This is a genomic window from Allobranchiibius sp. CTAmp26 (genome assembly GCF_017565405.1).
In the GTDB taxonomy this organism is placed as follows: domain Bacteria; phylum Actinomycetota; class Actinomycetes; order Actinomycetales; family Dermatophilaceae; genus Allobranchiibius.
The window spans coordinates 173,187-197,609 of record NZ_JAGEKR010000003.1; the positions used below are offsets into that span (position 1 = coordinate 173,187).

General features: G+C 69.4%; 27 protein-coding genes and 1 pseudogene. 9 read left to right on the forward strand and 19 right to left on the reverse strand.

The window, feature by feature from the left end; all coding sequences use genetic code 11:
• Positions 1 to 63 precede the first annotated feature (63 nt).
• Positions 64 to 621, reverse strand: a complete 558-nt coding sequence (locus J4030_RS02750; RefSeq protein WP_243762757.1) for a DoxX family protein — start codon at positions 619 to 621, stop codon at positions 64 to 66.
• 85 nt (positions 622 to 706) lie between these two features.
• Between J4030_RS02750 and J4030_RS02755 the strand changes: the two genes are divergently transcribed.
• The 3 genes from J4030_RS02755 to J4030_RS02765 all read left to right on the forward strand — a co-directional run bounded on the left by J4030_RS02755 (position 707) and on the right by J4030_RS02765 (position 3,542).
• Complete coding sequence (locus J4030_RS02755; RefSeq protein WP_208047666.1) at positions 707 to 1,699, forward strand: aldo/keto reductase; 993 nt, start codon at positions 707 to 709, stop codon at positions 1,697 to 1,699.
• Between the two features lie 72 nt (positions 1,700 to 1,771).
• Positions 1,772 to 2,989 carry an MFS transporter gene (locus tag J4030_RS02760; RefSeq protein WP_208047667.1) on the forward strand — a complete coding sequence of 406 codons (1,218 nt, stop codon included), beginning with the start codon at positions 1,772 to 1,774 and terminating at the stop codon, positions 2,987 to 2,989.
• Between the two features lie 37 nt (positions 2,990 to 3,026).
• Positions 3,027 to 3,542: a GNAT family N-acetyltransferase gene (locus J4030_RS02765; protein WP_208047668.1), complete on the forward strand. Its 516-nt coding sequence runs from the start codon at positions 3,027 to 3,029 to the stop codon at positions 3,540 to 3,542.
• 50 nt (positions 3,543 to 3,592) lie between these two features.
• Here the strand turns inward: J4030_RS02765 and J4030_RS02770 are convergent, their stop codons facing one another.
• The 6 genes from J4030_RS02770 to J4030_RS02795 form a co-directional block, all read right to left on the reverse strand.
• Positions 3,593 to 4,138: an NUDIX hydrolase gene (locus tag J4030_RS02770; RefSeq protein ID WP_208047669.1), complete on the reverse strand. Its 546-nt coding sequence runs from the start codon at positions 4,136 to 4,138 to the stop codon at positions 3,593 to 3,595.
• Positions 4,135 to 4,926, reverse strand: a complete 792-nt coding sequence (locus tag J4030_RS02775; RefSeq protein ID WP_208047670.1) for a crotonase/enoyl-CoA hydratase family protein — start codon at positions 4,924 to 4,926, stop codon at positions 4,135 to 4,137. Before J4030_RS02775 ends, J4030_RS02770 begins: the two co-directional genes overlap by 4 nt.
• A 4-nt stretch (positions 4,927 to 4,930) precedes the next feature.
• A complete protein-coding gene (locus tag J4030_RS02780) occupies positions 4,931 to 6,199 on the reverse strand; it encodes a low temperature requirement protein A (RefSeq protein WP_208047671.1) in 1,269 nt (422 codons plus the stop codon).
• A 40-nt stretch (positions 6,200 to 6,239) separates the two neighbouring features.
• Positions 6,240 to 6,689: a cysteine dioxygenase family protein gene (locus tag J4030_RS02785; RefSeq protein ID WP_208047672.1), complete on the reverse strand. Its 450-nt coding sequence runs from the start codon at positions 6,687 to 6,689 to the stop codon at positions 6,240 to 6,242.
• A gap of 234 nt (positions 6,690 to 6,923) precedes the next feature.
• The gene (locus J4030_RS02790) at positions 6,924 to 7,538 is read right to left on the reverse strand and encodes a nitroreductase family protein (RefSeq protein ID WP_208047673.1); all 615 of its coding nucleotides are present in this window, start codon (positions 7,536 to 7,538) and stop codon (positions 6,924 to 6,926) included.
• A 9-nt stretch (positions 7,539 to 7,547) separates the two neighbouring features.
• Positions 7,548 to 8,306, reverse strand: coding sequence for a dienelactone hydrolase family protein (locus J4030_RS02795; protein WP_208047674.1), 759 nt, complete (start codon positions 8,304 to 8,306; stop codon positions 7,548 to 7,550).
• A 135-nt stretch (positions 8,307 to 8,441) separates the two neighbouring features.
• Between J4030_RS02795 and trxA the strand changes: the two genes are divergently transcribed.
• Positions 8,442 to 8,798, forward strand: a complete 357-nt coding sequence (gene trxA, locus J4030_RS02800) for a thioredoxin (protein WP_208047675.1) — start codon at positions 8,442 to 8,444, stop codon at positions 8,796 to 8,798.
• Between the two features lie 33 nt (positions 8,799 to 8,831).
• Here the strand turns inward: trxA and J4030_RS02805 are convergent, their stop codons facing one another.
• The 9 genes from J4030_RS02805 to J4030_RS02845 all read right to left on the reverse strand — a co-directional run bounded on the left by J4030_RS02805 (position 8,832) and on the right by J4030_RS02845 (position 18,305).
• Complete coding sequence (locus J4030_RS02805; RefSeq protein ID WP_208047676.1) at positions 8,832 to 10,427, reverse strand: APC family permease; 1,596 nt, start codon at positions 10,425 to 10,427, stop codon at positions 8,832 to 8,834.
• A 217-nt stretch (positions 10,428 to 10,644) separates the two neighbouring features.
• Positions 10,645 to 11,196 (reverse strand): DJ-1/PfpI/YhbO family deglycase/protease, encoded by a 552-nt coding sequence (locus tag J4030_RS02810; protein ID WP_208047677.1) that lies wholly within the window; start codon positions 11,194 to 11,196, stop codon positions 10,645 to 10,647.
• Positions 11,197 to 11,275: 79 nt separating this feature from the next.
• Positions 11,276 to 12,367: a CaiB/BaiF CoA-transferase family protein gene (locus J4030_RS02815; RefSeq protein ID WP_208047678.1), complete on the reverse strand. Its 1,092-nt coding sequence runs from the start codon at positions 12,365 to 12,367 to the stop codon at positions 11,276 to 11,278.
• 31 nt (positions 12,368 to 12,398) lie between these two features.
• Entirely contained in the window at positions 12,399 to 12,800 is a 402-nt protein-coding gene (locus J4030_RS02820; protein WP_208047679.1) for a DUF2599 domain-containing protein, read from the reverse strand.
• A gap of 46 nt (positions 12,801 to 12,846) precedes the next feature.
• Complete coding sequence (locus J4030_RS02825; protein ID WP_208047680.1) at positions 12,847 to 13,458, reverse strand: class I SAM-dependent methyltransferase; 612 nt, start codon at positions 13,456 to 13,458, stop codon at positions 12,847 to 12,849.
• A 100-nt stretch (positions 13,459 to 13,558) separates the two neighbouring features.
• The gene (locus tag J4030_RS02830; RefSeq protein ID WP_208047681.1) at positions 13,559 to 14,620 is read right to left on the reverse strand and encodes a prenyltransferase; all 1,062 of its coding nucleotides are present in this window, start codon (positions 14,618 to 14,620) and stop codon (positions 13,559 to 13,561) included.
• On the reverse strand, positions 14,617 to 15,327 hold the full coding sequence (locus J4030_RS02835; protein WP_208047682.1) for a bifunctional 2-polyprenyl-6-hydroxyphenol methylase/3-demethylubiquinol 3-O-methyltransferase UbiG: 711 nt from the start codon (positions 15,325 to 15,327) through the stop codon (positions 14,617 to 14,619). Before J4030_RS02835 ends, J4030_RS02830 begins: the two co-directional genes overlap by 4 nt.
• Positions 15,324 to 16,574 carry a glycosyltransferase family 4 protein gene (locus J4030_RS02840; RefSeq protein WP_208047683.1) on the reverse strand — a complete coding sequence of 417 codons (1,251 nt, stop codon included), beginning with the start codon at positions 16,572 to 16,574 and terminating at the stop codon, positions 15,324 to 15,326. Before J4030_RS02840 ends, J4030_RS02835 begins: the two co-directional genes overlap by 4 nt.
• Before the next feature lie 228 nt (positions 16,575 to 16,802).
• A complete protein-coding gene (locus J4030_RS02845) occupies positions 16,803 to 18,305 on the reverse strand; it encodes an NAD(P)/FAD-dependent oxidoreductase (protein ID WP_279538050.1) in 1,503 nt (500 codons plus the stop codon).
• Positions 18,306 to 18,479: 174 nt separating this feature from the next.
• On the opposite strand from J4030_RS02845, the gene J4030_RS02850 reads away from it, so the two are divergent.
• Positions 18,480 to 19,625, forward strand: a complete 1,146-nt coding sequence (locus J4030_RS02850; RefSeq protein WP_208047684.1) for a geranylgeranyl reductase family protein — start codon at positions 18,480 to 18,482, stop codon at positions 19,623 to 19,625.
• Between the two features lie 16 nt (positions 19,626 to 19,641).
• On the opposite strand, the gene J4030_RS02855 is transcribed toward J4030_RS02850, so the two are convergent.
• Positions 19,642 to 20,322, reverse strand: coding sequence for an alpha/beta hydrolase (locus J4030_RS02855; protein ID WP_307864528.1), 681 nt, complete (start codon positions 20,320 to 20,322; stop codon positions 19,642 to 19,644).
• Between the two features lie 160 nt (positions 20,323 to 20,482).
• Here J4030_RS02855 and J4030_RS02860 point away from each other — a divergent pair, with 160 nt between their 5' ends.
• The 3 genes from J4030_RS02860 (at position 20,483) to J4030_RS17805 (ending at position 22,045) form a co-directional block, all read left to right on the forward strand.
• Positions 20,483 to 21,163 carry an NADPH-dependent F420 reductase gene (locus tag J4030_RS02860; protein ID WP_208047685.1) on the forward strand — a complete coding sequence of 227 codons (681 nt, stop codon included), beginning with the start codon at positions 20,483 to 20,485 and terminating at the stop codon, positions 21,161 to 21,163.
• Between the two features lie 156 nt (positions 21,164 to 21,319).
• Positions 21,320 to 21,544 (forward strand): class I SAM-dependent methyltransferase, encoded by a 225-nt coding sequence (locus J4030_RS17800; RefSeq protein ID WP_243762759.1) that lies wholly within the window; start codon positions 21,320 to 21,322, stop codon positions 21,542 to 21,544.
• 60 nt (positions 21,545 to 21,604) lie between these two features.
• Positions 21,605 to 22,045: a hypothetical protein gene (locus J4030_RS17805; RefSeq protein ID WP_243762760.1), complete on the forward strand. Its 441-nt coding sequence runs from the start codon at positions 21,605 to 21,607 to the stop codon at positions 22,043 to 22,045.
• A gap of 216 nt (positions 22,046 to 22,261) precedes the next feature.
• On the opposite strand, the gene J4030_RS02870 is transcribed toward J4030_RS17805, so the two are convergent.
• Positions 22,262 to 23,023: a hypothetical protein gene (locus J4030_RS02870; protein ID WP_208047686.1), complete on the reverse strand. Its 762-nt coding sequence runs from the start codon at positions 23,021 to 23,023 to the stop codon at positions 22,262 to 22,264.
• Positions 23,024 to 23,866: 843 nt separating this feature from the next.
• Here J4030_RS02870 and J4030_RS18640 point away from each other — a divergent pair.
• A complete protein-coding gene (locus tag J4030_RS18640) occupies positions 23,867 to 24,058 on the forward strand; it encodes a WhiB family transcriptional regulator (protein ID WP_374221974.1) in 192 nt (63 codons plus the stop codon).
• Between the two features lie 202 nt (positions 24,059 to 24,260).
• Here the strand turns inward: J4030_RS18640 and J4030_RS02880 are convergent.
• Positions 24,261 to 24,423, reverse strand: a pseudogene (locus tag J4030_RS02880) (IS256 family transposase); the annotation flags it as partial.

Here is a 24,423-nt window from a genome sequence, read left to right on the forward strand (position 1 = left end):
ACGAAAAGGACATGCCGGGCAGGGCAGTCGGCCCCGCCCGGCATGTCCCCGGGTGGTGAGAGATCAGGCCTGCGCGGACCCGGTGCCGTCCTCGGGCGCGTCGGCCTTCGCCGCCTCGGCGGAGGCGACGGCCTTGCTCCGGCGGTTGATGACGAACGCGGCGGCGGGCACGACGGCCGCCATCGCCACGGCGCGCATCCACGGACGGTTCAGAGTGTGCCCCAGCGCGTGGTCGAGCGAGAGGGACCCGGGCCCGGTGAGGGCGAGCGTCGTGGCGATCAGGCCGACCGTGGCGGGCAGCTCGTAGCCGCCGTTCTGGCCGAAGAACCCGTTCGAGGCGTGCACGGAGCCCGCGACGGCCATGGTCCCGGTGACCGCACCGGCTGCCGCCGGGGTCGCGAGGCCGAGCGCGAGCAGCGCGCCGCCACCGGCCTCGCCGAGGCCCGCCGCGTAGGCGTTCGCCTTGCCCGGCTTGAAGCCCATCTGGTCGAAGAAGGCGCCGGTGCCCTCGATGCCGCCGCCACCGAATGCGCCGAAGAGCTTCTGGCTGCCGTGGGCGGCGAGAGCACCCCCGACGCCGAGTCGAAGGGCGAGCAGGCCGATGTCGCGTGAGGAAGTCATGAGCATCATCATATCGGTGACACGTCACCATTGTCGCTAGGGTGGCATGTGACCTACGTCCCGCACGTCGCACGAGAGGACCATCATGCAAACCCGCACTCTGGGCACCGAAGGACTCACCGTCTCCGCCGAAGGTCTCGGCTGCATGGGCATGAGCGCCTTCTACGGCGCACACGACGACACCGAGTCCACGGCCACCATCCACCGCGCGTTGGACCTGGGGGTCACCTTCCTGGACACGGCAGACGCGTACGGGCCGTTCACCAACGAGGTCCTGGTCGGCAAGGCCGTCGGCTCGAGACGCGAGTCCGTGCAGATCGCAACGAAGTTCGGCAACGAGCTCGACGCAGACGGGACGCGCACGGGTCGGGTCAACGGCCACCCGGACTACCTGCGCGCCTCGGTCGAGGGATCGCTGCAGCGGCTCGGCGTCGAGGTCATCGACCTCTACTACCAGCATCGCGTCGACCCCCAGGTGCCCGTCGAGGAGACCTTCGGTGCCCTCGGTGAGCTCGTCGCGGCGGGCAAGCTGCGCTACCTCGGGATCAGCGAGGCCGCACCCGAGACCATCCGGCGCGCCCACGCGACCGCCCCCCTGTCGGCGGTGCAGACCGAGTACTCCCTCTTCACCCGCGACGTCGAGGACAACGGCGTCCTGGAGGTGTGTCGCGAGCTCCGGATCGGGTTCGTGCCCTACTCGCCGCTGGGTCGCGGCTTCCTGTCGGGCAAGATCCGCTCCATCGACGACTTCGCGGAGGACGACTTCCGACGTACCTCCCCCCGGTTCCAGGGCGAGAACTTCCAGCGCAACCTCGACGTCCTGGACAAGGTGGTCCAGATCGCCGACGACAAGGGCGTGACGCCCAGCCAGTTGGCGCTCGCGTGGTTGCTGGCCCACGGCGAGCAGATCGTGCCGATCCCCGGGACCCGCCGGATCGAGAACCTCGAGGAGAACGTGGCCGCCGCCGACCTCACGCTGACCCAGCAGGACCTGGACGCGATCGAGGCGGTCTCCCCCGCCGGTGTCGCGGCGGGTGAGCGGTACAGCGAGCAGGGGATGGCCACCCTGCACCACTGACGGGTCGGTCGATACCGGCCGATATCGGCGGCCGCTGCACACAGGGTGTCCGTCACCGGGCACGCTGTGTGCATGCGCCTGCTCACCCGTAACCCCTGGATGCGGGTGGCGCTCATGCTGTTCGCCGTCGGTTGGGGCGCCAACCAGTTCGCCCCGCTGCTGCTCGTCTACGAGGCACACGAGCACTTGAGCGAGCAGGTCACGACGGCGATGTTCGCGGCGTACGTCATCGGGCTGATGCCGGCGCTGCTGCTCTCGGCGCGGCTGGCCGGGCACTTCGGCCACCGCGCGATCATCCGGCCGGTGATGCTCCTCGCGATGGTGTCCTCCGGGGTGCTGCTCCTCGGCCACTGGAGCGAGGCGGCGCTCTTCGTGGGTCGGGTGCTCTACGGCGTGGCCACGGGTGCCGCGATGGCGCCGGGCACGACGTGGGTCAAGGAACTGTCGGCCGACGCCGCCCCCGGCACCGGCGCGCGCCGGGCCGCCATGTCGTTGTCCGCGGGGTTCATGGGCGGTCCGCTCGCCAGCGGACTGGTGGCGCAGTGGCTCCCGGCGCCGGAGGTCCTCGCGTACGCCGTGCACATCGCGTTGATGGCAGGCGTCACCGTGCTCGCCTGGACCACCCCGCAGACCGGCTCGACCACCGATGCCGGCGACCGGCACGAGCATCCGGCGACCGGTCGGCACACGGCGCTCAGCGGTGCCTTCTGGGGCGGCATCGCGCCCGCCGCGCCGTGGGTCTTCACCTGCGCGTCCATCAGCCTGGTCGTGCTCCCGAACATCGTGCGCGGCTCGGTCAGCGGCTGGCAGGTGGCGTTCAGCGGGATCATGGCCGGGCTCACGCTGGGCACGGGCGTCCTCATCCAGCAGCCCGCGCGCGGGTGGGAGGCACGCCGACCCGGCATCACCACGCTCGCGGGCATGGGGTGTGCGATCGCCGGTACCGTGCTCGCCGTCCTGGTCGCCCAGGTCGACGGATGGGCGCTGGTCCCGGTCGCCGGCATCGTGCTGGGCGCGGGATACGGGCTGGTGCTCGTCGGCGGTCTCACCGCCGTCGAACGCCTCGCTCCGCCGCACCAGCTGGCCATGACGAATGCGGTCTTCTACTGCCTGACCTACGTCGGCTTCTTCATGCCGACGGTCACCGCAACGCTGGTGAAGCATTTCGCGATCACCGACGTGCTCGCGATCTTCGTGTTCCTGGCCGTGGTCACCACCGTGTGGGTGGTCGTCCGTGGGCGCCGTGACGCCGCCGCGGCCGACGCTGCCCCCTCCATGACGTCGCCCTGACCGACGGGGAGTCATCGCGACCGGTGAGACTGTGGGGATGGGTGTCCTCCTTCGGCCGCAGCTCGCCGCTGACCTCCCGTTGCTGGCCGGCGGCGAGAGCCCGTACGACGACTTCGGGCCACGTGGGGCGCGCACGTCGCCGAGACCACCCGAGCTGGACGAACCGGGCGGGCTGTCGATCGTCACGGACGACGGATCACTCGCGGGCACGGTGAGTTGGATCTGGCAGCACTGGGGACCGAACGCCGGGTCACGCTGCCCGATGATCGGCATCTGGTTGCGCCCGGACCACCGCGGCCGGGGCATCGGACGCGATGCGCAGGCGCAGCTCGTGGACCTCTTCTTCCGGCACACCACCGCCCATCGCGTCGAAGCGCACACCGACGTGGAGAACATCGCCGAGCAACGCGCCCTGCAGGCAGCCGGTTTCCTGCGCGAGGGAGTGACCCGGGGCGCACAGTGGCGCAACGGCGGGTACCACGACGGTGTGCTCTACGCGATCCTGCGCGCCGACCCGCGCCCGGACCCGGTGGTCACGCCGGCACGGTCCTAGCCCCCTGCGCACGGCGCCTGCCCGACCGCCCGCCGGGATCGGCGACGCCGTTACGAGGGGCGGATGCCGCGGCGGTGCAGATCGGCGTACATGAGCGCGGCCACGCTTTCGCCGTCGGTGATCTCCCCGGCCGCCACGAGCTCCAGAGCCCGCGACCACGGCACCGAGACCATTTCGTGGATGCCCTCCTCGGCGCGGCCGCCGAGATCGCCTATCTGGGTGAGTCCTGTTGCCAGATAGACATGTTCGGGGGCACGGCAGATCCCGTTGAGCGCGTTCATTCGCCCGATGGCGGTCCACTCCCGCGCCCGTAGGCCCGTCTCCTCGCGCAGTTCCCGTTGCGCGGCTACCAGCGGCGCCTGGTCGTCGCACGCACCGGCCGGCACCTCCAGCGAGGGTCCCGTGGTGTAGCGGGTCATGCGGACGAGCACGACCTTGTCGGCATCGTCGATCGCGATCACGAAGACCGCGGGCTGGCGCACCTGCACCACGCCGTAGATCCCGCGCTCCCCGTCGGGTCGGACGACCTGGTCCTCGCTCACCTCGATCCAGCGGTTGCGGTAGACGGTCCGCGAGGAGAGCTGCTGCCAGCTCATCGGCCCCGCGGCAGGTAGGCCGGAGTCTCGCGGGCGAACGCCGCCGTTCGGGCGATCTTGAAGTTGCGGCCGGCCATCAACCGCACCTGCTCGATGCGTTCGCGGGCGAAGGTACGGCGGGGGCCGGCGTTCCAGCGCGTCTCGAAGAGGCGCTTCGCAGCTGCCAGCGCGTCGGGCGAGCGGGTGGCGAGCTCGCCCGCGAGGATCTGCGCCTCGGCGTACGGATCGGCGCCGACGGCTCCCACCAGCCCGATCTCGTGAGCGCGCTCGCCGGAGAAGACCTGCGCGGTCATGGTGAGCCGCTTGGCCTGCTCGATGCCGACCAGCTGGGCCAGCGAGCGGATGCCGCTCATGTCGGGGATCAGTCCCCACTTGCCCTCCAGCACCGACCATTTCGCGTCGGGAGCGGTGATGCGGAAGTCAGCACCCAGAGCGATCTGCACCCCTCCGCCGTAGCAGTGCCCGTGCACGGCCGCGATGACCGGCACCGGCAACCGGCGCCAGACCCAGCACGCCTCCTGGAAGGTGTTGGTGCCCCGCCAGGGACGTGGCACCACCGCCTTGGCCACCGCGCCGGCCTGACCGAACGCCTCGGCGAAATCCAGCCCGGCACAGAACGACTCGCCCTCGCCGGAGATCACCACGGCGCGCACGGACGTGTCCGACCGCAGCGCGTGGGCGGCGTCGATCAGGCCCTCCAGCATCGGCAGCGTCAGGGCGTTCAGCTTGTCGGGGCGGGCGAGGCGTACGTCGGCGATCCCGTCGGCGACGTTGCAGGTGACGGCCATGCCATCACCCTACGGACGCGCGCGAGCCACGCCGCATACCCGGCATCTCGAAACCGGCCACCGTCACGAACGGCGACAGCATCACCACCAGCACGCATGCCGCGAGGTCCACGTGCGCGGCCGCCAGCGCCACCGCGAGCGCCAAGACCGCGAGGCTCGCCACCAGCAGGGCGAGGTCGCCCTGCGACGAGCCGAGGAGGTACGCCCGGATCGACCAGAGCACCACGAGGAAGACGGCCACCGGGACGGCGACGACCGCCAGCGCGGTCGTCGCGCCGACGGCACGGGTACCACCGGTGTGCTCGGCGAGCTGCGAGCCCGCCACGTGCAGCCCGGCTCCCGTGGCGGCGATCGCGGCGAAGAGCGGCACGTGACCGTAGCCGAAGACGAACTGTCCCGCGGGACGCCCGCGCAGCCGGCCGGCCACGTCCGCAGCGAAGTAGATCCACCACATCGCGAAGGTGAGCCCGATGCCCGCGACCACGACCGCGACCGCCTGCCAGGTCCACCCGGCGACCCCCGGACGGTGCAGGGCGAGCGACGACGAAGCCACCGTCCCGACGACGGCTTCACCCAGGGTGATGATCACGAAGAGCCCGTAGCGCTCGGCGATGTGGGCGGCGTGCCACGGGGTGACCGACCGGCGCTCCACCAGCACCGGGATCCCCACCTCGAGCAGGCCGAGCAGCACGAACACCGGCCCGGCGATGGCCCAGGGAGGCGAGAGCAGTGCGAAAACGACCCAGCACACCTGGGCCAGCACGATCAGAATGGCGTAGCGGCGTGCCTTCGAGCGCTCTGTCGCAGATTGACGGCCAGCCCTGATCCACTGCGCCACCAACGCGATTCGCATCACGACGTACCCCGCGACCACTCCCGGTCCGTGGAAGGACCCCTCACGGGTGACCGACTCGAAGAACCGCGGGATCCCCAGCGCGAGGACGACGACCCCGATCATCTGCACCATCGTCAGGATCCGGTAGAGCCAGTCGTCGGTGTCGAACGCCGAGGCGAACCACGTGAAGTTGATCCAGGCGAGCGCGGTCGCGAACATCGCCATCACGAACGCGCAGAGCCCGGTGAGCAGGTGCGCCTCATCCACGCTCGTGGCCAGGTACCCCGCGGCGTTGCCGACGGCGATCACGAAGGTGAGGTCGAAGAGCAGCTCCAGTGGCGACGACACGCGTTCGCGCTCGTCGGGGTCGCGCCCGGTCATCCGGGTGAGGGGGTGGGCGCGCGCGACCCGGACGTCGGGGGTGCTCGCCTGCGTCATCGCCTCAGTGTCGCAGCGGCCGGGGCGGGGGACGGTGGCTTCAGGTGACGATCGGTTCGGGGCGCCCGGCACGCCATACGTGTGGCGTCATCTCCGACAGGCCTGGGGAGTACGCGTGCACGGTGAGCGCCAGCTCGTCGCCGATGTTGGTCATGTTGTGCACCAGACCCGGGTTGAAACTGAACTCCTCCCCCGCGTGCAGGTCACTCTCGGCGAGCCGGCCGCCGCGCCACGTCTCCTGGGTGAGCTCGCCTCGTACGACGTGGAACGCGCCGCTGGCGCCGCCGTGGTCGTGCCATCCGGTCGTGGTGCCCGCGGGCCACACCATCAGCCAGACCTCGAGATAGGCGGTGGTGTCCAGCTCGATGCGCGTGCGTTCGGTGACGTCGGGGTCGACGCGGGTGAGCAGGTCGTCGTTACCTGCGAAGAGCCGGGTGATGCGTGACAACTGTTCGTCGCTGAACGTGCGGATGCCTAAGGAGGCGGTCATCTGGTGTCTCCGGACGGGAAGGGGGCCGGCGGTGACCGGCGGCTGACGGGCTGGGTGAACGGGTGGGTTCAGGCGCGACAGCGATGCCACATCGCCGGGCGCGTGGTGCGGCGCGTCGGCTGATGAATGGCGGTGTGGAACATGGCTTCACTACATCACGGCGGGGCTGGGAGCGACAAATAGTTTGGCTGTGCGCTCGCTGTCTCCTCCGCGGTCGTACGACGTCCCGACCGCTCAGTGGGTGGGGCGCACGGGCAGCGGCTCACCGAAGCGGGTCCCGAAGGCGAGCTCCGACAGCGGTTTACGTCGACGCTCCCGCAGCTCGCGCTCGGCGGTGGAGGGATCGACCCCCGTGCGTTCGTCCACCGGCCAGGGCCGTCCGACGGCCACACCGGAGACGACCGACCACTCGTCCGGCACCTCGTAGGCAGCGGCCAGGGCGTCGTGGTCGAATCCCCCGAACTGGTGCACGCCCAGCCCCATCGACGCCGCCTGAACGCACAGGTGCGCCACGGCCTGACCGAGGTCGTAGCGCGCGTAATCGGCGAGCGCGGGCTTGTGCTCGGGGGTCGTGCGCGCCAGCGTCACGAGGACGACGCTCGCGGGCGGCAACCACCCGGAGTTGCCACGGCTGAGTGCACCCACCAGGACCCCGTGCGCCGCGTCGCCGCGTCGAGCCACCACGAACGCCCACGGTTGCGCGTTGCCGTTCGAGGGCGCCCAGCGGGCCGCCTCCAGGAGGGACGCGAGCTGATCGTCGGACAGCTCGTGCGCCGGGTCGAAGACGGAGGGCGACCGGCGCTCGCGCAGCACGTCGAGGATCAGCGGCGGGGTCGTGGGATCCGTCATTGCAGAAGCCTAGGCGCCCACCTCCAGGCGCTCCCGCAGGAACGTCAGCACCGCGTCGACGCCCTCCTGCTGACGGTGCGCGGTCAGGGTCGCGTGCTTCGCGCCCGGGAACTCCACCGCGGTGAAGGCATCGCCCAACTCGCGCCGAAGCGTCGCGAAACGGGTGCCGGTCGCCCGGTCACCGGCGTACCGCAACCCCAGCACCGGGCAGCCGGCGGCGGCGCGTGCCTTGACGGTCGCGAGATCGGCCGGACTCAGCGCGAGGTCGGCGCCGCGGCGGCGACCGACGGCGAACGGCGTCGAGGGCTGGGCGACGACGGGCGCCGCGACCGAATCGTCGACCATCATGGCGAGCGCGAACCCACCGGTGAAGCACATGCCGACGACGCCGACGCCGGGCCCGCCGAGTTCGTCGTGCAGCGAGCGGGACAGCGACCGCAGCCATCCGGCGATCGGGCTGGTGCGACCGGTCGCGAAGGTGGTGAACTCCTTGCTGACACACAGCTGCGGCACGATGGCGGCGACGTACCCGACACTCACGTCGCGTCCCGGGTCGCCGAACAGATGCGGCATCACCACGGTGCACCCCGCCGCGACGACGTCCTCGGCGAACCGGATCACCTCCGGCGTCATCCCCGGGATCTCGTGGATCACGATCACCCCCGGGCCGGTGCCCTTGCGGTAGATGTCGTGGCTGCGGCCGTCGGCGTCGTACTCCGCCCGGGTCCAGCCGTCGAGGGGGGAACCGGTCTGCGCGAGGGTCGACATCACGCCATCATCGCGGCCTGGACCAGCCGGCGACAGGCCCCCTGACGCCGATCCCGGGAGGTCGGGTCGGAATCTTCCGGGCTCCGCGTGCGCTGACAGGGGTGAAGACCCGATCGACACACCGCAAGGAGCGCCATGAGCACCCAGACCCTGACCACCGAGACCTTCACCGACGCCGTCAAGAACGACGGCATCGTGCTGGTCGACTTCTGGGCCGACTGGTGCGGCCCGTGCAAGCAGTTCGGCCCGATCTTCGAGCAGACCTCCGGTGAGCACGAGGACATCACCTTCGCCAAGGTCGACACCGACGCCGAGCCGGCCCTCGGGCAGGCCCTGAACATCAGCTCGATCCCGACGGTGATGGCCTTCCGGGACGGCGTGATGGTGTTCGCGCAGCCCGGTGCGCTCAGCAAGCCGATGCTGTCGGACCTGATCCAGCAGGTGCGCGACCTGAAGATGGACGAGGTGCGCGCCAAGCTCGCGCAGAGCTGACCCCGGTAGCCGTGTGCCCCGCGGGGCACACGGCTAGGTGGTCGGCAGCTTCAGATCCGGCTCGTCGCGGACCAGCGTCGGGGTGTCGCGGTTGAGCGTACGGCCCTTGAAGAACGCCGGGATCGTGCGCATCAGCACGAGCATGATGATGACTCCGACGATCATCGTGCCGACCCCGAGGGCGAACGCGCCTCCCATCTGCACATGGGTCCCGGGCACCGTGAACGTCGTGTAGCTGGCGGCCGTGCTGCTCTTCAACGGGTTCAGCCAGTCGTCGTGCAGGCTCCACGCCAGCGCGAAGTACATGATGATGCCGCCGAGGGTGGGGATGATCCCGCGCATCCACAGGTCGCGAGCGGAGTTGGTGAGCGTCTTGCGGTAGTACCAGGCGCATGCGAAGCCGGTGAGGCCGTAGTAGAACGCGATCATCATGCCGAGCGCCGTGACGCAGTCCGCGATGACGTTGGCGGCGTTCGACGTGTAGTTGAGGATCGCGTAGAGCACGATCGAGATGCCGCCGAAGCCCAGCGTGGCCACGGTGGGTGTACGGAAGCGCGGGTGCACCTCGGCGAACCTGCTCGGCAGCGCGCGGTAGACGCCCATCGACAGCGCGGTGCGTGCCGTCGGCAGGATGGTGGTCTGCGTGGAAGCGGCCGCGGAGGTCAGCACCATGAAGATCAGCAGGTGCGACATGAAGCCGCCGACGAACCCACCGCCGAAGACCGCCTTGCCGAGCACGGAGATGACGTCACTGGAGTTGTCACCGTTGCCGAGGCCGATGCCCTTGCTCCCCACGCCGGCGAACGACTGCGCCGCGATGGTGACCAGCGTGTAGGTGACCACGAGCATCACCGTGGAGATGATCGCAGCGCGGCCCGGCGTACGCCCCGGGTCCGCGGTCTCCTCGTTGACCGACACGGCGCTGTCCCAGCCCCAGTAGATGAAGAGCATCAGCAGCAGGCCGCGGAAGAAGGTCGAGAAGCTGTCGATCTGCAGCGGGTTGAACCAGGACCAGTCCAGGTGGATGGAGCTGGCGGCGCCGTGCCCGGAGTAGACCCGGATCAGCGCGACGGCGGAGAAGACGAGCAGCACGAAGAGCTCGACGGAGAGCAGCACCTGCTGCAGGCGGGCGGACAACTCCACGCCGACGTAGCAGATCGCCGTCATGACCACGATCCAGAGCACCCCGACGAGCAGCACCCAGCCGCTCGTGGAGTTCGACCCGATGCTGTCGGCACCGACCAGCAGGAAGACGTACTGCCCGGCCACCTGTGCCAGGCTCGCCATCACCAGGATGTCGGCGGCGATGATCCCCCAGCCACCGATCCAGCCGGTCTTGGGCCCGAACGCCCGCGTGGCCCAGGTGAACGTCGTACCGCAGTCCGGGTCGGCCTTGTTGAGCTCCTGGTAGCCGATCGCCGTGAAGAGCATCGGCACGAAGGCCAGGATCACGATGATCGGCGACTGCAGGCCGACACCGGCCACGATGAAGCCCAGGGTCGCTGCCAGGCTGTAGGCGGGGGCGGTCGACGCCACCCCGATCACGACGCTGGCGATGATCCCGAGTGCGCCGCCGCGCAGACCCTTGTCGGCGGACTGCGACTCTGCGGTGGGTGCGGTGCTGGTCATCTGCTGCCTCTCGTTCGTGCGGTGAACGCACTCAAACTAGGGCACATGCAAGCGAATCGGTAGAAGATCGCCCCATCTCCACGGAATCCGATGACTACTGCGCGTCACACTTCGGATTCCGCAGGCGAGGGGAGGGGGCTGCTGCGGCCTCTCACAACAGCAGCACCCGCGCATCGGAGGCGATGCGCGGGTGCTGCTGTGTTGGGGGACTCTGTGCTCAGCCCAACGCGTCGATGATCGCCGGGACGAAGTCGCCGAGGTCGTCGGGGTCACGCGAGGTGATCAACGTCCAGTTCTCGGTCGGGCAGACCTTGACGGACTCGTCGACCCAGGTACCGCCGGCGTTTCGTACGTCGGTCTGCAGCGAGGGGAACGACGTCAGGGTCTTGCCCTGCAACACGCCCGCCTCGACCAGCACCCACGGCGCGTGGCAGATCGCCGCGACGGTCTTGCCGGCGGCGGCGAACGCCTTGGCGAGATCGGTCGCCTTGTCCTCGGTCCGCAGCGTGTCGGCGTTGATGGTGCCGCCGGCGATCAGCAACGCGTCGTAGTCGGCGGCGTTCGCGTCGGCGAGCGCGATGTCGGCCTCGACGTCCTTGCCGGGATCCTTGTCGCCGACGAGGGTCTTGATCGTGTCCTTCTCGACGGCGGCGATGGTGACCTGGGCACCCGCCTCCTTCAGCTTCTCGACCGGGACGACCAGCTCGTCCTGCTCGATGCCGTAGTTCGTGACGATCGCGAGGACCTTCTTGCCTTCGATGCCTGCCATGGGCTCTCACCTCGTTGTGATAGGACGGGTTCGGGTACCGGACTGATACCCCAACGGTGCGCCGGTCATGCGGTGGGCGTCATTCTCCCAGTGCGGGCGGGGCACTGCGGTAGGTCGCAGGGGTCGCGGACAGACCGATGGGGTTGGCGACCTGGCGTCCTCCGGCGCAGTCGACGACGGCCGACAGGCCCAGCCGGTCGGCGTACGCGAACGCCTCGGCGAGGTCGTTGACCGGACCGGCCGGTACGCCGACCGCGGCCATCCGCTCGCACCACTCCTGCGCGTCCGCGGAAGCCAGCAGGTCCTCGATGATCGGCACGAGCTCCTCCCGGTGCGCGACCCGCCGCGGATTGGTGGCGTAACGCTCGTCGTCGGCCAACGCTCGCTGTCCGAGCACCCCTGCCAGCGCGCGGAACTGACGATCGTTGCCGCACGCGATGACGAGGGGCTTGTCGCGCGCCTGGAAGACCTCGTACGGGACGAGCGACGGGTGCCGGTTGCCCATCGCCTGCGGGACGACGTCCGCGAGCAGGTATCCGCTGGACTGGTTGACCAGGCTGGACAGCAGGCACGACATGAGGTCGACCTCGACCCGCTGCCCCTCACCGGTGCGGTCGCGGTGCCGCAGCGCCGCGAGGATGCCGACCGCGGCATGCAGGCCCGTGAGGACGTCCACGACCGCCACCCCCGCGCGGGTCGGCTCCCCCGGCGCCGGACCGGTCATCGACATCAACCCGCCCACCGCCTGCACGACCAGGTCGTAGCCGGGCAGCGAGCTGCCACGGCCGAATCCGGTGACGCTGCAATAGATCACGCCGGGATTGGTCGTGCGTACGTCGTCGTACCCGAGCCCCAGGCGGTCCATCCCACCCGGCAGGAAGTTCTCGACCACCACGTCGGCACGCGCCACGAGGTCGACGGCACGCGCGCGATCGGCTGCGTCGCGTAGGTCGAGGGCGACACTGCGCTTGTTGCGATTGACCGCCTGGTAGTAGGTCGCGACACCCTCCGCGTCGAACGGCGGTCCCCACTGGCGGGTGTCGTCACCGGACCCAGGCCGTTCGATCTTCACCACGTCCGCGCCCAGGTCGGCCAGTAGCATCGTGGCGTACGGACCGGCGAGCACCCGCCCGAAGTCGGCGATGAGCAGTCCGTCCAGGGCACCCGTCATGCCGCAGACGCTATCGGCGCGGAACGGGCGCTCATTCCTCGGGACCGCCGGGGTTGCAGCGGGTGTCGAACATCGTCTGTGCGCTCACCACCGGGCGCCAGGTCTCCAGGTTCCACGACGGTTTCGAGGGGTCGGCGATGCGTGCGTAGCTCCAGTGGCAGTCGAACTGGGCGTGCATGGTGACGGTGTTCGCCGCTGGGGCGACGTGCACGACCTGACGCCAGGCCGTCGTACGGGCGGCCGGGTCCTGCGTCGTCCGGGCAGCCGCGGTCGGGTAGACGCGCAGACTTCTGCCCCGCGCGTCGGGCACCCACCGCACCCGCGCGACGTACGCCGGGATGCGGGTAGGAATGGCGGACGGATTCGTCACCACAGCCGTCGAGGTCGTCGGCCCGGCGTAGTCGACCACCGTGTGCGCGGTCTCCCCCGCCACCCGTGAACACCCCGTCAGCGCAACGGCGCCCGCGAGGACTAGGGCGCTAGCCGCGACGCAGCACGCGGAGCGAGCCATGCTCGGCCACCTGCTCGAAACCGTCGGCGAGCGCTGCCTGGACGACGTGCCACGGTGCCTGCCCGCCGTCGGCCGGATCGGGGAAGACGTCGTGCACGAGCAGCAGTCCGCCCGCCGCCACGTGCGGTGCGAACGCGCGATAGTCGTGCTGCGCGGTCTCCTCCGTGTGGTTGCCGTCGAGGAAGAGCAACCGCAGTGGGGTCGCCCACCACTGCGCCACGACCTCGGTGCGTGCCACGACGGCCGAGCACACGTCGGCCAGGTCGTCGAGCACCGGTCGGAAATGCGGCAGCGTGTCCAGCCGACCGCTGCGCGGGTCGACCATCGAGGTGTCGTGCCACTCCCACCCCGGCTGGTTCTCCTCCGACCCGTGGTGGTGGTCGACGGTGACCACGCGAGCGCCGGCCGTGCGGGCCGCGTTCCCGAGCAGGTACGTCGACTTGCCGCAGTAGGTGCCGATCTCCAGCCAGGTGCCGGGTCCGGCGGCGCAGGCGACGTCGTACAACGCCGCGCCCTCGTCCACCGGCAGGAAGCCGGTGATCTCCGCGACGCGCATCGCCACGTCCGCCGGCACGGCCATCAGCACACCACCATCGGGGGGTAGGGGTGACGCCGAAGGGTGGGGTTATAAGGCCACCTCTCGATGACTTCGCTACCCGCCGACGGGAGAGGCACGGGCATCAGCTCGCCGCCCCGTCCGCGACGCCGTCCCGTATGAGGCAGGAGCCCGCGTCCCGGAAGATCCCGGCGCCGCCCGTGGTCTGGGTCAGCGCGTCGGCGGCCAGCAGCACCGCAGCGGCCGACCAACCGGTCTGCTCGACGGGGTAGACCGCGTCGTTCGGGATGTTCTTGCCGGTCCAGTAGCCGCCCGAGTCCTCATCGCGCAGGAACTGCACCTGCTCGAACATCGCGAACGCGGCGGAGCGGTCGCCGAGCGCGTCCAGGGCGGCGATGAGCTCGGCGGTCTCCGCAGCGGTGACCCACGGCTCGTCGGCGACGCACCGGCACCCGCGCTCGTCCCACACGAACCGGTCGGATGAGCCTCGGAGCCGGGCCCGACCCTCGTCGCCGCGGAAGACGCCGCACAGGATCGGGTAGTACCAGTCCATCGAGTAGCGCTCGCGGTCGGCGAACGCATCCGGCTGCTCCCGGAGGGCACGGTGGATGCCGTCACGCGCCCATCGCCAGCGCGGCAGGTCGTGCCCGAGCCGTTCGGCGATCAGGACCGCGCACTCCAGCGACTGCGCGGCGCTGGAGCTCCCGGTGACGAGTGCGAAGTCCTGCACGGCACCGCTCTCGGAGACCGCCCACGCGAGCGCTCCGGACGGGAGCATCGCCGTCAGCGCGAACCGCACCGCCCGCTCGACCGTGGGCCAGAAACGCGCGAGGACGTCCGTCTGCCCGGTCACCAGGTAGTGGTGCCACACCCCGGTCGCCACGTAGAGGCACTGGTTGGTGTCGGCGGCGGCCTCCTCGACGCGCGCACCGCGCACCACCATGGGCCAGGAACCGTCGGCCCGCTGGGTACGCGCCAGATAGTCGTAGGCCGCGACGGCACCCGCGTGGTGACCGGTCACCGACAGCCCCATCGCCGACTCGACGTGGTCCCACGGGTCCAGATGGCTGCCGACGAACCAGGGGATCGCGCCGTCGGCTGCCTGCTGGCGTGCGATGAACTGCCCTGTCCTCGCTACCTGTTCGACCGAGAGGACATCGGGCACGGCGAGGCGCGCGAGCGTCATACCGGCTTGCGCAGGTAGACCACGAAACTCTTGCCCATCACCGGGTTCAGAGCGCGCTCGGCCAGCCGGGTCACCGCGGGCGCCCGCATCATGTCCCACACCAGGAGTCGGTGGTAGCCGCGGGTGAGGACGTTCTCGCGCTCCGTACCCGATGCGCACTTGATCCACCAGTACGGCGAGTGCAGGGCGTGCGCATGGTGCTGACCGACCGGTTCGAGACCGGCCGCGGTCAGACGCCGGACCAGGTCGGTCGCCTTGAAGATGCGCACGTGGCCACCCTCGACCTCGTGGTACTCGTCCGACAGCTTCCAGCAGATCTGCTCGGGCCAGTTGCGCGGCACGGTCACGGCGACCAGCCCGCCGGGCTTGGCGATCCGCGCGATCTCGGCGATCGCGGCGTCGACGTCCGGGATGTGCTCGAGGATCTCCGAGGCCAGCACGCGGTCGAAGCTGTCGTCCGGGAACGGCATCTGCGTCACGTCGCCGTGCTGCACCTGCGCCGATCCGCCCGGGCCGCCCTGACCCTCGGCCTCCATCGCTCCGAACATCGTCTTGACGTCCGCCAGGTCGGATTCGCTCAGGTCGAACGCCGTGACCTGCGCCCCCCGGCGGTAGGCCTCGTACGAATGACGCCCCTGACCGCACCCGACGTCGATGAACGACATGCCCGCACGAACGTCGAAGGTGTCGAACCTGATGGTGATCATGCTGCATTCTCCTTGGCACGCAGCCGCGTCGCGCCACGGGCCGCGAGCACCTGCTCGTAGACCTCGACGGTGGCCTCGGCCACTGCACGCCAGCTGTACGTCGACACCGCGCGCTCGCGCCCGGCAGCGCCCATCCGGTTACGTCGCCCGGGTGCCGCGAGTACGTCGGTCAGCGCCCGCCCCAGCGCGGCGGCGTCCCCGGGCTCGACGAGCACCCCTGCGTCGGTCCCGACGAGCTCCGGCAACGCCCCGACGCTGGAGGCGACGATCGGAGTACCGCACGCCATCGCCTCGACCGCCGGCAACGAGAACCCCTCGTAGAGAGAGGGAATCGCGTGCACCTCGGCCGACGCGACCAGCCCCGCCAGCTCGGCGTCGCTGAGATCGTGCCGGAAGTGCACCCGGTGCAGCAGTCCCGCCTGCGCCAGCGCCTTGCTCGTACGGTCCGAGGCACGACCGACGACGACCAGCTCTCCCCACGCTGCCGGGTCCATCCCCGCCAGGGCGCGGGTCAGCACGTCGAGACCCTTGAGCGGCACGTCCGCGCTGGCGATCGTCACGATCCGCCCCGGCACGCGCGCCTGCGCCGGAGGGACGAAGGTCGCGACGTCGACACCGACCGGCACGACGGCGAGGCGCGCGGAGGGCACCTTGAAGTCCCGTTCGATGTCGGCGGCGGAGTTGCGGGAGACGGTGAGCAGGTGGGCGCTGCGCCGCGCGACCCGCGCCTGCATCTGCACGAAGCCGTACCAGCGTCGTTTGGTCACCCGCTGCAGACCCCGCGCCGCCGCCAACTCCAGCCGTCGGTCACGACTGATCGGGTGGTGGATCGTGGTGAGCAGCGGGAGACCGCGGCGCTCCAGGTCGAGGATGCCGGGGGCGAGCGTCTGGTTGTCGTGCAGGATGTCGAACTCGCCGATCCGGTCGCGCAGCAACCGGGACAGTCGCGCGCCGAAGATGCGCGGCTCGGGGAATCCGCTCGTGCACATCGTCAGGTACTCCAGCACGTCCAGATCGGTACGGAATTCCGACGGCCGGGGGTGGTGGAAGCGGTCCGGGTGGCGGTAGAGATCCAGGCTGGGGAGCCGGGTCAGGGCGACGCCGGGGTCCAAGTCGGGGTACGGCGGCCCGCTGAAGACGTGCACGTCGTGCCCCAGAGCGACCAGCTCACGCGACAGGTTGCGGACGTAGACGCCCTGGCCGCCCGAGTGCGGCTTGGAGCGGTACGACGAGAGCGCGACGCGCACGTCAGACCTCCGGCCGCGCTGCGGTTGCCGACGCCTTCGCCGCACACGATGCGCGGTATCGCTGAACCCCGCAGGTTCGTTCGCCTTCGTCACAACTCAGCGTGAGCACGACCCGCAATGCCTCTGGCGGCTCCGGTCGGCGCGCTTCGCTGCGGGCGCGGCCTCGCTGCGCTCGGCCACACCCTCCGCCACGCACTTCTCCCTGCGCCGCAACCTGCGCTGCGCGGGTCACGCTGCGCCGGAAGACGGGTGCAGGTCGCGGTTCGGGGTCCGCACATCTCCCACCGGCACGTACGTCATGTCCTGGGTGAGGTCGGCCCGCTTGGTGTCCCGGTTGTCGAGCACGTAGTTCTGTCGCAGGAACCACGGCCGCCGATCCCCCTGCATGGGGAAGTCGGCGATCGAGCGCTGCACGTACCCCGACTGCAGGTCGATCGCGGGCCGGCTGCGCATCGCCTCGTGGGCGGTGGGGTAGCCGTACGCCGAGCCCGAGGTGCGCACGTGGTTGACGAACTTACAGAAGTACTGCGCCGACAGATCGGCCCGCAGCGTCCACGACGCGTTCGTGTAGCCGATGCAGATGGCGGCGTTCGGGACACCCTCGACCATCATCCCGCGGTAGATGTAGCGCTCGCCGAACTCGACCTTCTCGCCGTCGACGGTGAGCTGCGCGCCGCCGGCCGCGAGCATGTTCAGCCCGGTCGCGGTGACGATGATGTCGGCAGGGAGCACCCGACCGGACGACAGCTTCACGCCCTCGGGGGTCCACCGGTCGATGGTGTCCGTGACGATGTCGGCGGTGTGATCCCGCAGCGCCTTGAAGAGGTCGCCGCGCGGCACGACGCACAGCCGCTCGTCCCACGGGTTGTACTTCGGCTGGAAGTTCTCGATGCCGACGCCGCTGCCCTTGAGCTGCGACTCGGTGGCCTTGCGCAGCGCCTTCTTGGCGGTCTTCGGCATCCGGCGGCAGAACTGGTAGAAGCCCTGCGTCGCCAGCACGTACCTCCAGCGGGTGATGCTGTGCGCGCGCTCGGCGGACAGCCGCTTGCGCAGCTTGGCAGCGGAGCTGTCGCGGTCGGGCTGGGCGATGACGTACGACGGGGAGCGCTGCAGCATGGTGGGCCGCGCACCGAGCTCGACCAAGGACGGGACGAGGGTCACGGCGGTCGCACCGGACCCGATGACCACGACGTCCTTACCGTTCACGTCCAGGTCCTCGGGCCAGAACTGCGGGTGCACCACCTGGCCGGCGAAGTCCTCGCGCCCCGGGAACTGCGGGGTGTAGCCCTGCTCGTAGTTGTAGTAGCCCGAGCACATGTAGACGAAGTTCGCGGTGACCTCGCGGGCGCCCTGCGCGGTTTGGACGGTGAGGGTCCAGCGGGCGTCCTCACTGCTCCAGTCCGCGTCCGTCAGCTTGGAGTCGTAGGAGATGCGCTCGTCGATACCGTACTTGGCGGCCGTCGACTTGAGGTAGTCCAGGATGTCGGCCGCATCGGCGATCGACTTGTCACCCGTCCACGGCTCGAAGGGGAAGCCGAGCGTGTACATGTCCGAATCCGACCGCACACCAGGGTATTTGAACAGATCCCAGGTGCCCCCCAGACCGTGCCGCGCCTCCAGGATGACGTAGTCGGTGCCTGGGCACATCGTCTGCAGCCGGTAGCCCGCGTCGATCCCGGACAGGCCGGCGCCGACCACGACGACGTCATAGTGATCCTTCAGGTCTGGCATCGATCCTCCACTACAGCTGTTGGCTACCTGCGAGTAACCATATTCGACGAGTCACGCGCGCGTCCGGGGTTGCCTCGTCATTCTGCCCGTCGCCGTTCGTCGCGGTGGCCGACCCGGGTCTCGGACGCCCCAGCCGACGGCGCACCGCCGGGTGTCGCCCGGCAGACTGACCCGATGCCGTACGACGTGATCGTGGTGGGCGCGGGACCGGCCGGTTCGAGCGCGGCGCATGCAGCTGCCCGCGCAGGCGCCCAGGTGCTCTTGGTAGATCGGGCGACGTTCCCCCGCTACAAGACCTGTGGTGGCGGCCTCATCGGCCCGACGCTTGCGGCACTCCCCGAGGAATTCCAGGTGCCTGCGCGCGCCGAGATCCATCGCGCGACGCTCACGCTCGACGGCGGTCGCTGGGCGGATCGCCGCAGCGACCGCCGATTGTTACGACTCGTGGACCGGGCCTCCTTCGACCAAGCGCTCCTCCGCTGTGCCCAGGACGCCGGCGCGCAGTTCCGCGATGGCGTGACGGTCACCGGCGTGGGCCAGGACGACGACCTCGTGACCCTGCAGACGTCGGACGGCACGATGAGTGCGCGCTATGTCATCGGGGCCGACGGGTCGGCGAGCCGGGTCGCCCGGCATGTCGGAGTGACGACGGACGCTGTCGATCTGGGCCTGGAGGTCGAGCTGGAGATCGGCGATCAGGCGCACCGGTGGGACGGCCGCGTGCATCTGGACTGGGGCGCCGATCCGGGCACCTACGCCTGGGTGTTCCCCAAGGGTGACAGCTTGACGGTGGGCGTCATCCAGTCTCGCGGCCACGCAGCGGCCACCCGTGCCTACCTAGCGAAGTTCGTCGCGGAGATGGGCCTGTCGGGGCTCCGCGAGATCCACTCGTCCGGCCACCTCACCCGCTGCCGGTCAGTGGGTTCGCCGCTCTCACGCGGCCGGGTGCTCGTCGCCGGTGACGCCGCCGGTCTGCTGGAGCCCTGGACGCGCGAGGGGATCTCGTACGCCGTGCGATCCGGCCGCCTCGCGGGCGAGAGCGTGGCTTCGGGTGGCTCGGGAGACACAGCAGACGCGGAGGTGGCGACGGTGCGGTCGGCGTACGACGCCGGGATCGCCGGCACGCTCGCGCGGGAGATGGCAGCCGGACGGATCGCGCTGCGGGCGTTCGAACGCTCGCCGGCGCTGATGCACCACATCGTCGCCCGCACCGGACGCGGCTGGCGGGAGTTCGCCCGTCTCACCGGTGGCGACGCCACCCTGGCCGATGCGCTGGAGCACCGCTCTGTGCGCTGGGGCCTGCGCGCCGTCGGCCGGTGAAGCGCGACGGCGGGGGTCAGATCCGGATGCCCGTCTCGCCCGCGAGTACGCGGCCGACGGTGCCCCCCGCGGTGGTTCCGAGGAGCGTGGCCGTCGTGAAATCGGTTGCCAGTCGCTCGAATTCGCTTCCGTGGCGCAGCATCGCGTGCTTGCCTCCGTTGATCGTCACGTAGCCCACCTCTCCCGATTTCGCCATGGTCGCCGCGACCGCCGCGGAGCTCGACGGCTTGGCTACCCGGTCGCGCGCGCCGTGCACGAAGAGGATCCGTCGCCCGGTGACATCGAGACCCAACGCATCGTTGGGGTAGACCCAGGGCGCCAGCGCGACGACGCTGCGTACGCCGTCCGCCCCTGCCGACAAGAGCGCGGCGCGACCGCCGAGAGAGTGCCCGATCAGGCAGATCGGCACCTGGGCACCGAACCGCTCCCGCAGCTCCCCCAGCGCCCACTGCACGTCCTGAACCGGGGTGTGCTGGGTGTCCCAGCCCCGGTAGGAGTTCAGCAGGCGGAAGACGGCGAGTCGGCCGTCGCCCTCGCGTGCCACGCGCGCTGCGATGGGGATCATCCGCACCACCGACAACTGGGTCGGGCTGACCGCCGCCTCACCGCGACGGGCCGCACCCCCATGCAGGACAAGCACCAGCCCCGCCGGATCCTGCGGGGCGGCGCTCTGGATCAGGCGAGGTCGGAGCAGCACCGCTTCATCCTCGCTGGTGGCCGTGGGCCGGTCTCACCGACCGCCTGTTCAGGCGCGGGATGGGGTAGAGGCATACGCAGGTGTCGCGGGGCGTGTCCGATGCTCGACGGGGATCAGCGGGCGACGGAATACTTCGCTTCCGATGAAGCTTGCCCATTCCATGACCACCATCGGATTCATCGGAAGCGGCAACATCGGCGGCACCGTCGCCAAGCTGGCAGTCGACGCGGGCTACGACGTCGTCGTCTCCAACTCACGGGGTCCGGAGACCCTCGCCGATCTTGTGCAGAGTCTCGGGCCGAGGGCACGCGCCGCTACCTCGGCGCAGGCCGCAGCTGCCGGCGACATCGTCGTCGTCACCATCCCCCTCGGCAAGATCGACGACGTGCCGGCGCAGCCCCTGGCCGGCAAGGTCGTGATCGACACCTGCAACTACTACCCCGAGCGTGACGGCGCGATCGCCGCTCTCGATGAGAAGCAGACAACGACCAGCGGGCTCGTTCAGCAGCACCTGGCGTCTGCACGGGTCGTGAAGGCCTTCAACAACATCTATTTCGGGCACCTCGGCTCGATGCAGCGCCCTCGCGGCGCAGCTGATCGCAACACGCTGATGATCGCCGGTGACGACGCTTCCGCCAAGCAGACCGCTACCGATTTCATCGACGCGATCGGTTACGACGTCTTCGACACCGGCAGCCTGGCCGACAGTTGGCGCTTCCAGCGTGATCAGCCCGCGTACGCCGGCGCCTACGCCGAGGGTGGAGATTTCGCCAAGCCCAAGCGAGCAGACCGTTCGGAGTTGCAGGCGCTGCTCGACCAGGCGGACGCAACCATCCGATAGGTCTCACGACACCCCTGCGCGATGCCGCAGCGCACGCCGGTGGTGATGGCGCGGCGTACAGGAGACGATCCCTTCTGCGGATAGGGATCGTGCGGATGGCGCGACCTCGTGCGGATGTCTCTTGGTGGATCGAGATGTGTCTCATACGTTGAGGCGATGCCGGATGCGATCTTCGCTGACCCTCGCCTTGCCCGGCTCTACGACGCGTTTGAACACCCACGCACTGATCTGGTGCCCTACCTCGCCATCGCGAGGGAGTTGCACGCCACCACCGTGGTGGACATCGGTTGCGGAACGGGAGCGTTCGCGTTGCTCGCTAGCGACGACGGCCTGCAAGCAACCGGGGTCGACCCGGCCTCAGCATCGCTGGACGTGGCATGAGTCAAGCCCGGCGCCGACCGCATCACGTGGCACCTCAGTGACGCCACGACGTTGCCGGCGATGCGGGCCGATCTCGTTGTGATGACCGGCAACGTGGCCCAGGTCTTCGTCACCGACGACTCGTGGAACGCGACGCTCGCAGCAGTCCACGCATCTCTGGTCCCCGGTGGCCATTTCGTCTACGAAACGCGCCAGCTCGGCGACCGCGCCTGGGAGCGGTGGGCCAACAGCAGCGCCCCGGCCGTGCGGTACGTCGACGGCGTCGGTGACGTCGTCCGGAGCACCGTCGTCGACCACGTCGACCTGCCGTTCGTCACGTTCCGGCACGTATACGACTTTCCCATCGGTGAACGGGTCGTCTCCACCTCCACGCTGCGCTTCCGCAACGATCAGGAGTACCGCGCCGCACTCCAGCGTGCGGGGTTCTCGATCGACGACGTCCGCGAAGCTCCCGATCGGCCCGGCCGCGAGAACGTCTACGTCACATCCACGCCGGGCTGAACATCCAACACGATCACCGGGCTGGGAGGTCGTCCACCAGGGCGCCCAGTGCGGCATTTGCGGGGTCTTGGCGCGCATCGAGTTCCAATGAGACTTGGATTCGGTGGTCGGTGTCGCTTGGAAGGCGAGGTCCGCGACCTTGGCAAGTCCCAGCCCCTTGCGAAGGGTCGCCCCGCCTTGGGAGCGACCCTTCACGATGTCCAGTCAGTCAGAGATTCAGCGTTGTGAGGTGGGGCTGATGACACCGAAGATGTAGGGCTGTTCGGTGTAGACGGCCCGGTAGTCCCGGGTAGCGGTGCTGGTGTAGCTGTAGGACGTTGCGCCGGCGGAGTTGGTGGTGAAGTCCTTCAGGTTCGTCCAAGTGCTCGCACCTTTGGCCCGGTACTGGATGACGCCGGTCTCGCTCGCCCAGGGGATGTTCTTGTCCAGGCTGTAGGCGTACCGCACGGCACGGGTGTTGATGGTGACCTTGTTGCCGGAACGGGAGGTCTGCAGCCCGGCCCAGGAGCCGACCTTGACGGTGGTCACGGGAGAGTTCTGGGTGTACGTGTGGCCCTGGTCGTCGAACGCGAACCGGCCCTTCCAGGTCATCACCCCGACGTAGGCCAGGTTTTCGGATTCGTCGATGATGTTGGTGTCGAAGAGCACCACGTAGGCGGCGTCGGAGACGTTGTCGCCGCCGGCGTACCAGGAGGCCGTCACGACTCCGTGCAGCACGCATCCGCCGGTCAGCGAGGGCAGGCTCGACATGTCGGGGCTGGAGGTGAGCCGGATCGTGCTGGGCACGACCAGCTTGCAGGTTCCGTACGGCGTCCCGGACGTAGCCGGATGCACCCGGGCGAGGTCCCGGATCATCGCCTGACGGCTGACGTGATGGACCGTTCTCGTGCTGGTCGCGGCGCTGGCAGGCACCGTCACGGCAACCCCCAAAGCTGCGATGGCGGGCACTGCGCCCAGGGCGGTGAGACGACGGATCATGGATGGGCCTGCTTTCGCGCGGTTGGCGTGGTCCCCCAAGTCGGCCACACCCGAGCGCAGCCTAGGGGTCACCCACGTCCCGCGGGGTCGATTTACCGCGCACAGCTCCCGTGGGCGTCCTTGATCGGGAATGGGCCGCTGGACGCGAAGACTGACCTATTGGATGTGTGCCGAGACCGCCGTTACCGGTCAGCGGTCCGCGGGCGCCAGGGCGGGTCCGCGGCCAACCATCGCTGGACGCGGGGCGAAACATGACCCTCCCTAGGGGGGTAGTGGCACCTCCCTATAGGTGCCATTCTCAGAAGCAGGTCGTACTCAAATCGTGCATGCCCCATCGACCTACTTCGATACCTACCGTTTTCCCACCTCGAGGAGTCACCATGGTTGTACTAGGAATTGTTTTGCTGGTCTTGGGCCTGCTTGTCGCCAGCCTGCACGTCCTACTCTGGATCGGCATCGTGTTGCTCGTCGTCGGCCTCGTCATCAACTTGGTTCCGATCGGCGGATCCAGGCGTCGGATCTACTGACCTGGCGCCTGCACCGAACTGCGACACAACAACCGTGGTCGGAGGGACAGCAGCTTCAGCCTGGCACCAGCTGTGGTGTTAGCTGACAAGCCCTGACCCGTTTCCGACGACGAGTTGGTGTCGTCCGCTCGACCTGAAATGTGCCCAACACTGAGGGGCCTATCCCGTTCCGATCTTCACAGCACCTGGTGCCCGGGGTCTCGCGGCGTACGCCTCCGCCCTGTGTCAGCGATGAAAGACATCACCCATGAGCGCTGCATTTGAGGAATCCTTACCTGCCCAGCGCCAGCTGCACCGTGCTCTGCGCACCGTGCGGATGGCGGATGGGCACATACCCTGCGAGACAAACCCATCCTTGTGGACTAGTAACGATGAGGCGGAACGTGAAGCAGCCGCCTTCCGCTGCCAAGGCTGCCCCGTGCGGCAAGAATGCGCAGAAGCCAGCGGCGTGGAGCGGCTAGGCGTCTGGGGAGCCCACATACGCCTCGCAGGGTCAACACAGTGGTAGCACCAATTGTCGAGACCCCCGTTGGCGACCTACACCAAGCAGAGACCCGACTCTCGGGCTCGGTGCCAGCAGACTTATAGCCCGTCACCAAGCGGCCCACTCATGACTCTTCAGGACCAGGTCGCCGCGCTATAAGCGACCCCGTAGAGCGATCCGGTTGTGGCAGGGCCTGTCCGATGAACGGTGTTTCTGGCGTTCATTGTTAGAGGTTCTCCGCGGCTGGCATGCGGTCGGCGAAGGTGATGGCGAACGCGTTCAGGGCTGGCTTCCACCGCATCGCCCATCGTGCCTGTCCGGTGCCCTTGGGGTCCAGGCCTCGGGTGACCAGGTAGAGCGTCGTGAGCGCGGCCTGTTCGGTGGGGAAA

Excerpts from the sequence above, each read along its gene's own strand:
- J4030_RS02750 (WP_243762757.1), bottom strand. The coding sequence starts at position 621 with ATGACTTCCTCACGCGACATCGGCCTGCTCGCCCTTCGACTCGGCGTC.
- J4030_RS02755 (WP_208047666.1), top strand. The coding sequence starts at position 707 with ATGCAAACCCGCACTCTGGGCACCGAAGGACTCACCGTCTCCGCCGAA.
- J4030_RS02760 (WP_208047667.1), top strand. The coding sequence starts at position 1,772 with ATGCGCCTGCTCACCCGTAACCCCTGGATGCGGGTGGCGCTCATGCTG.
- J4030_RS02765 (WP_208047668.1), top strand. The coding sequence starts at position 3,027 with ATGGGTGTCCTCCTTCGGCCGCAGCTCGCCGCTGACCTCCCGTTGCTG.
- J4030_RS02770 (WP_208047669.1), bottom strand. The coding sequence starts at position 4,138 with ATGAGCTGGCAGCAGCTCTCCTCGCGGACCGTCTACCGCAACCGCTGG.
- J4030_RS02775 (WP_208047670.1), bottom strand. The coding sequence starts at position 4,926 with ATGGCCGTCACCTGCAACGTCGCCGACGGGATCGCCGACGTACGCCTC.
- J4030_RS02780 (WP_208047671.1), bottom strand. The coding sequence starts at position 6,199 with ATGACGCAGGCGAGCACCCCCGACGTCCGGGTCGCGCGCGCCCACCCC.
- J4030_RS02785 (WP_208047672.1), bottom strand. The coding sequence starts at position 6,689 with ATGACCGCCTCCTTAGGCATCCGCACGTTCAGCGACGAACAGTTGTCA.
- J4030_RS02790 (WP_208047673.1), bottom strand. The coding sequence starts at position 7,538 with ATGACGGATCCCACGACCCCGCCGCTGATCCTCGACGTGCTGCGCGAG.
- J4030_RS02795 (WP_208047674.1), bottom strand. The coding sequence starts at position 8,306 with ATGTCGACCCTCGCGCAGACCGGTTCCCCCCTCGACGGCTGGACCCGG.
- trxA (WP_208047675.1), top strand. The coding sequence starts at position 8,442 with ATGAGCACCCAGACCCTGACCACCGAGACCTTCACCGACGCCGTCAAG.
- J4030_RS02805 (WP_208047676.1), bottom strand. The coding sequence starts at position 10,427 with ATGACCAGCACCGCACCCACCGCAGAGTCGCAGTCCGCCGACAAGGGT.
- J4030_RS02810 (WP_208047677.1), bottom strand. The coding sequence starts at position 11,196 with ATGGCAGGCATCGAAGGCAAGAAGGTCCTCGCGATCGTCACGAACTAC.
- J4030_RS02815 (WP_208047678.1), bottom strand. The coding sequence starts at position 12,367 with ATGACGGGTGCCCTGGACGGACTGCTCATCGCCGACTTCGGGCGGGTG.
- J4030_RS02825 (WP_208047680.1), bottom strand. The coding sequence starts at position 13,458 with ATGGCCGTGCCGGCGGACGTGGCGATGCGCGTCGCGGAGATCACCGGC.
- J4030_RS02830 (WP_208047681.1), bottom strand. The coding sequence starts at position 14,620 with ATGACGCTCGCGCGCCTCGCCGTGCCCGATGTCCTCTCGGTCGAACAG.
- J4030_RS02835 (WP_208047682.1), bottom strand. The coding sequence starts at position 15,327 with ATGATCACCATCAGGTTCGACACCTTCGACGTTCGTGCGGGCATGTCG.
- J4030_RS02845 (WP_279538050.1), bottom strand. The coding sequence starts at position 18,305 with ATGCCAGACCTGAAGGATCACTATGACGTCGTCGTGGTCGGCGCCGGC.
- J4030_RS02850 (WP_208047684.1), top strand. The coding sequence starts at position 18,480 with ATGCCGTACGACGTGATCGTGGTGGGCGCGGGACCGGCCGGTTCGAGC.
- J4030_RS02860 (WP_208047685.1), top strand. The coding sequence starts at position 20,483 with ATGACCACCATCGGATTCATCGGAAGCGGCAACATCGGCGGCACCGTC.
- J4030_RS17800 (WP_243762759.1), top strand. The coding sequence starts at position 21,320 with ATGCCGGATGCGATCTTCGCTGACCCTCGCCTTGCCCGGCTCTACGAC.
- J4030_RS17805 (WP_243762760.1), top strand. The coding sequence starts at position 21,605 with ATGCGGGCCGATCTCGTTGTGATGACCGGCAACGTGGCCCAGGTCTTC.
- J4030_RS02870 (WP_208047686.1), bottom strand. The coding sequence starts at position 23,023 with ATGATCCGTCGTCTCACCGCCCTGGGCGCAGTGCCCGCCATCGCAGCT.
- J4030_RS18640 (WP_374221974.1), top strand. The coding sequence starts at position 23,867 with ATGGCGGATGGGCACATACCCTGCGAGACAAACCCATCCTTGTGGACT.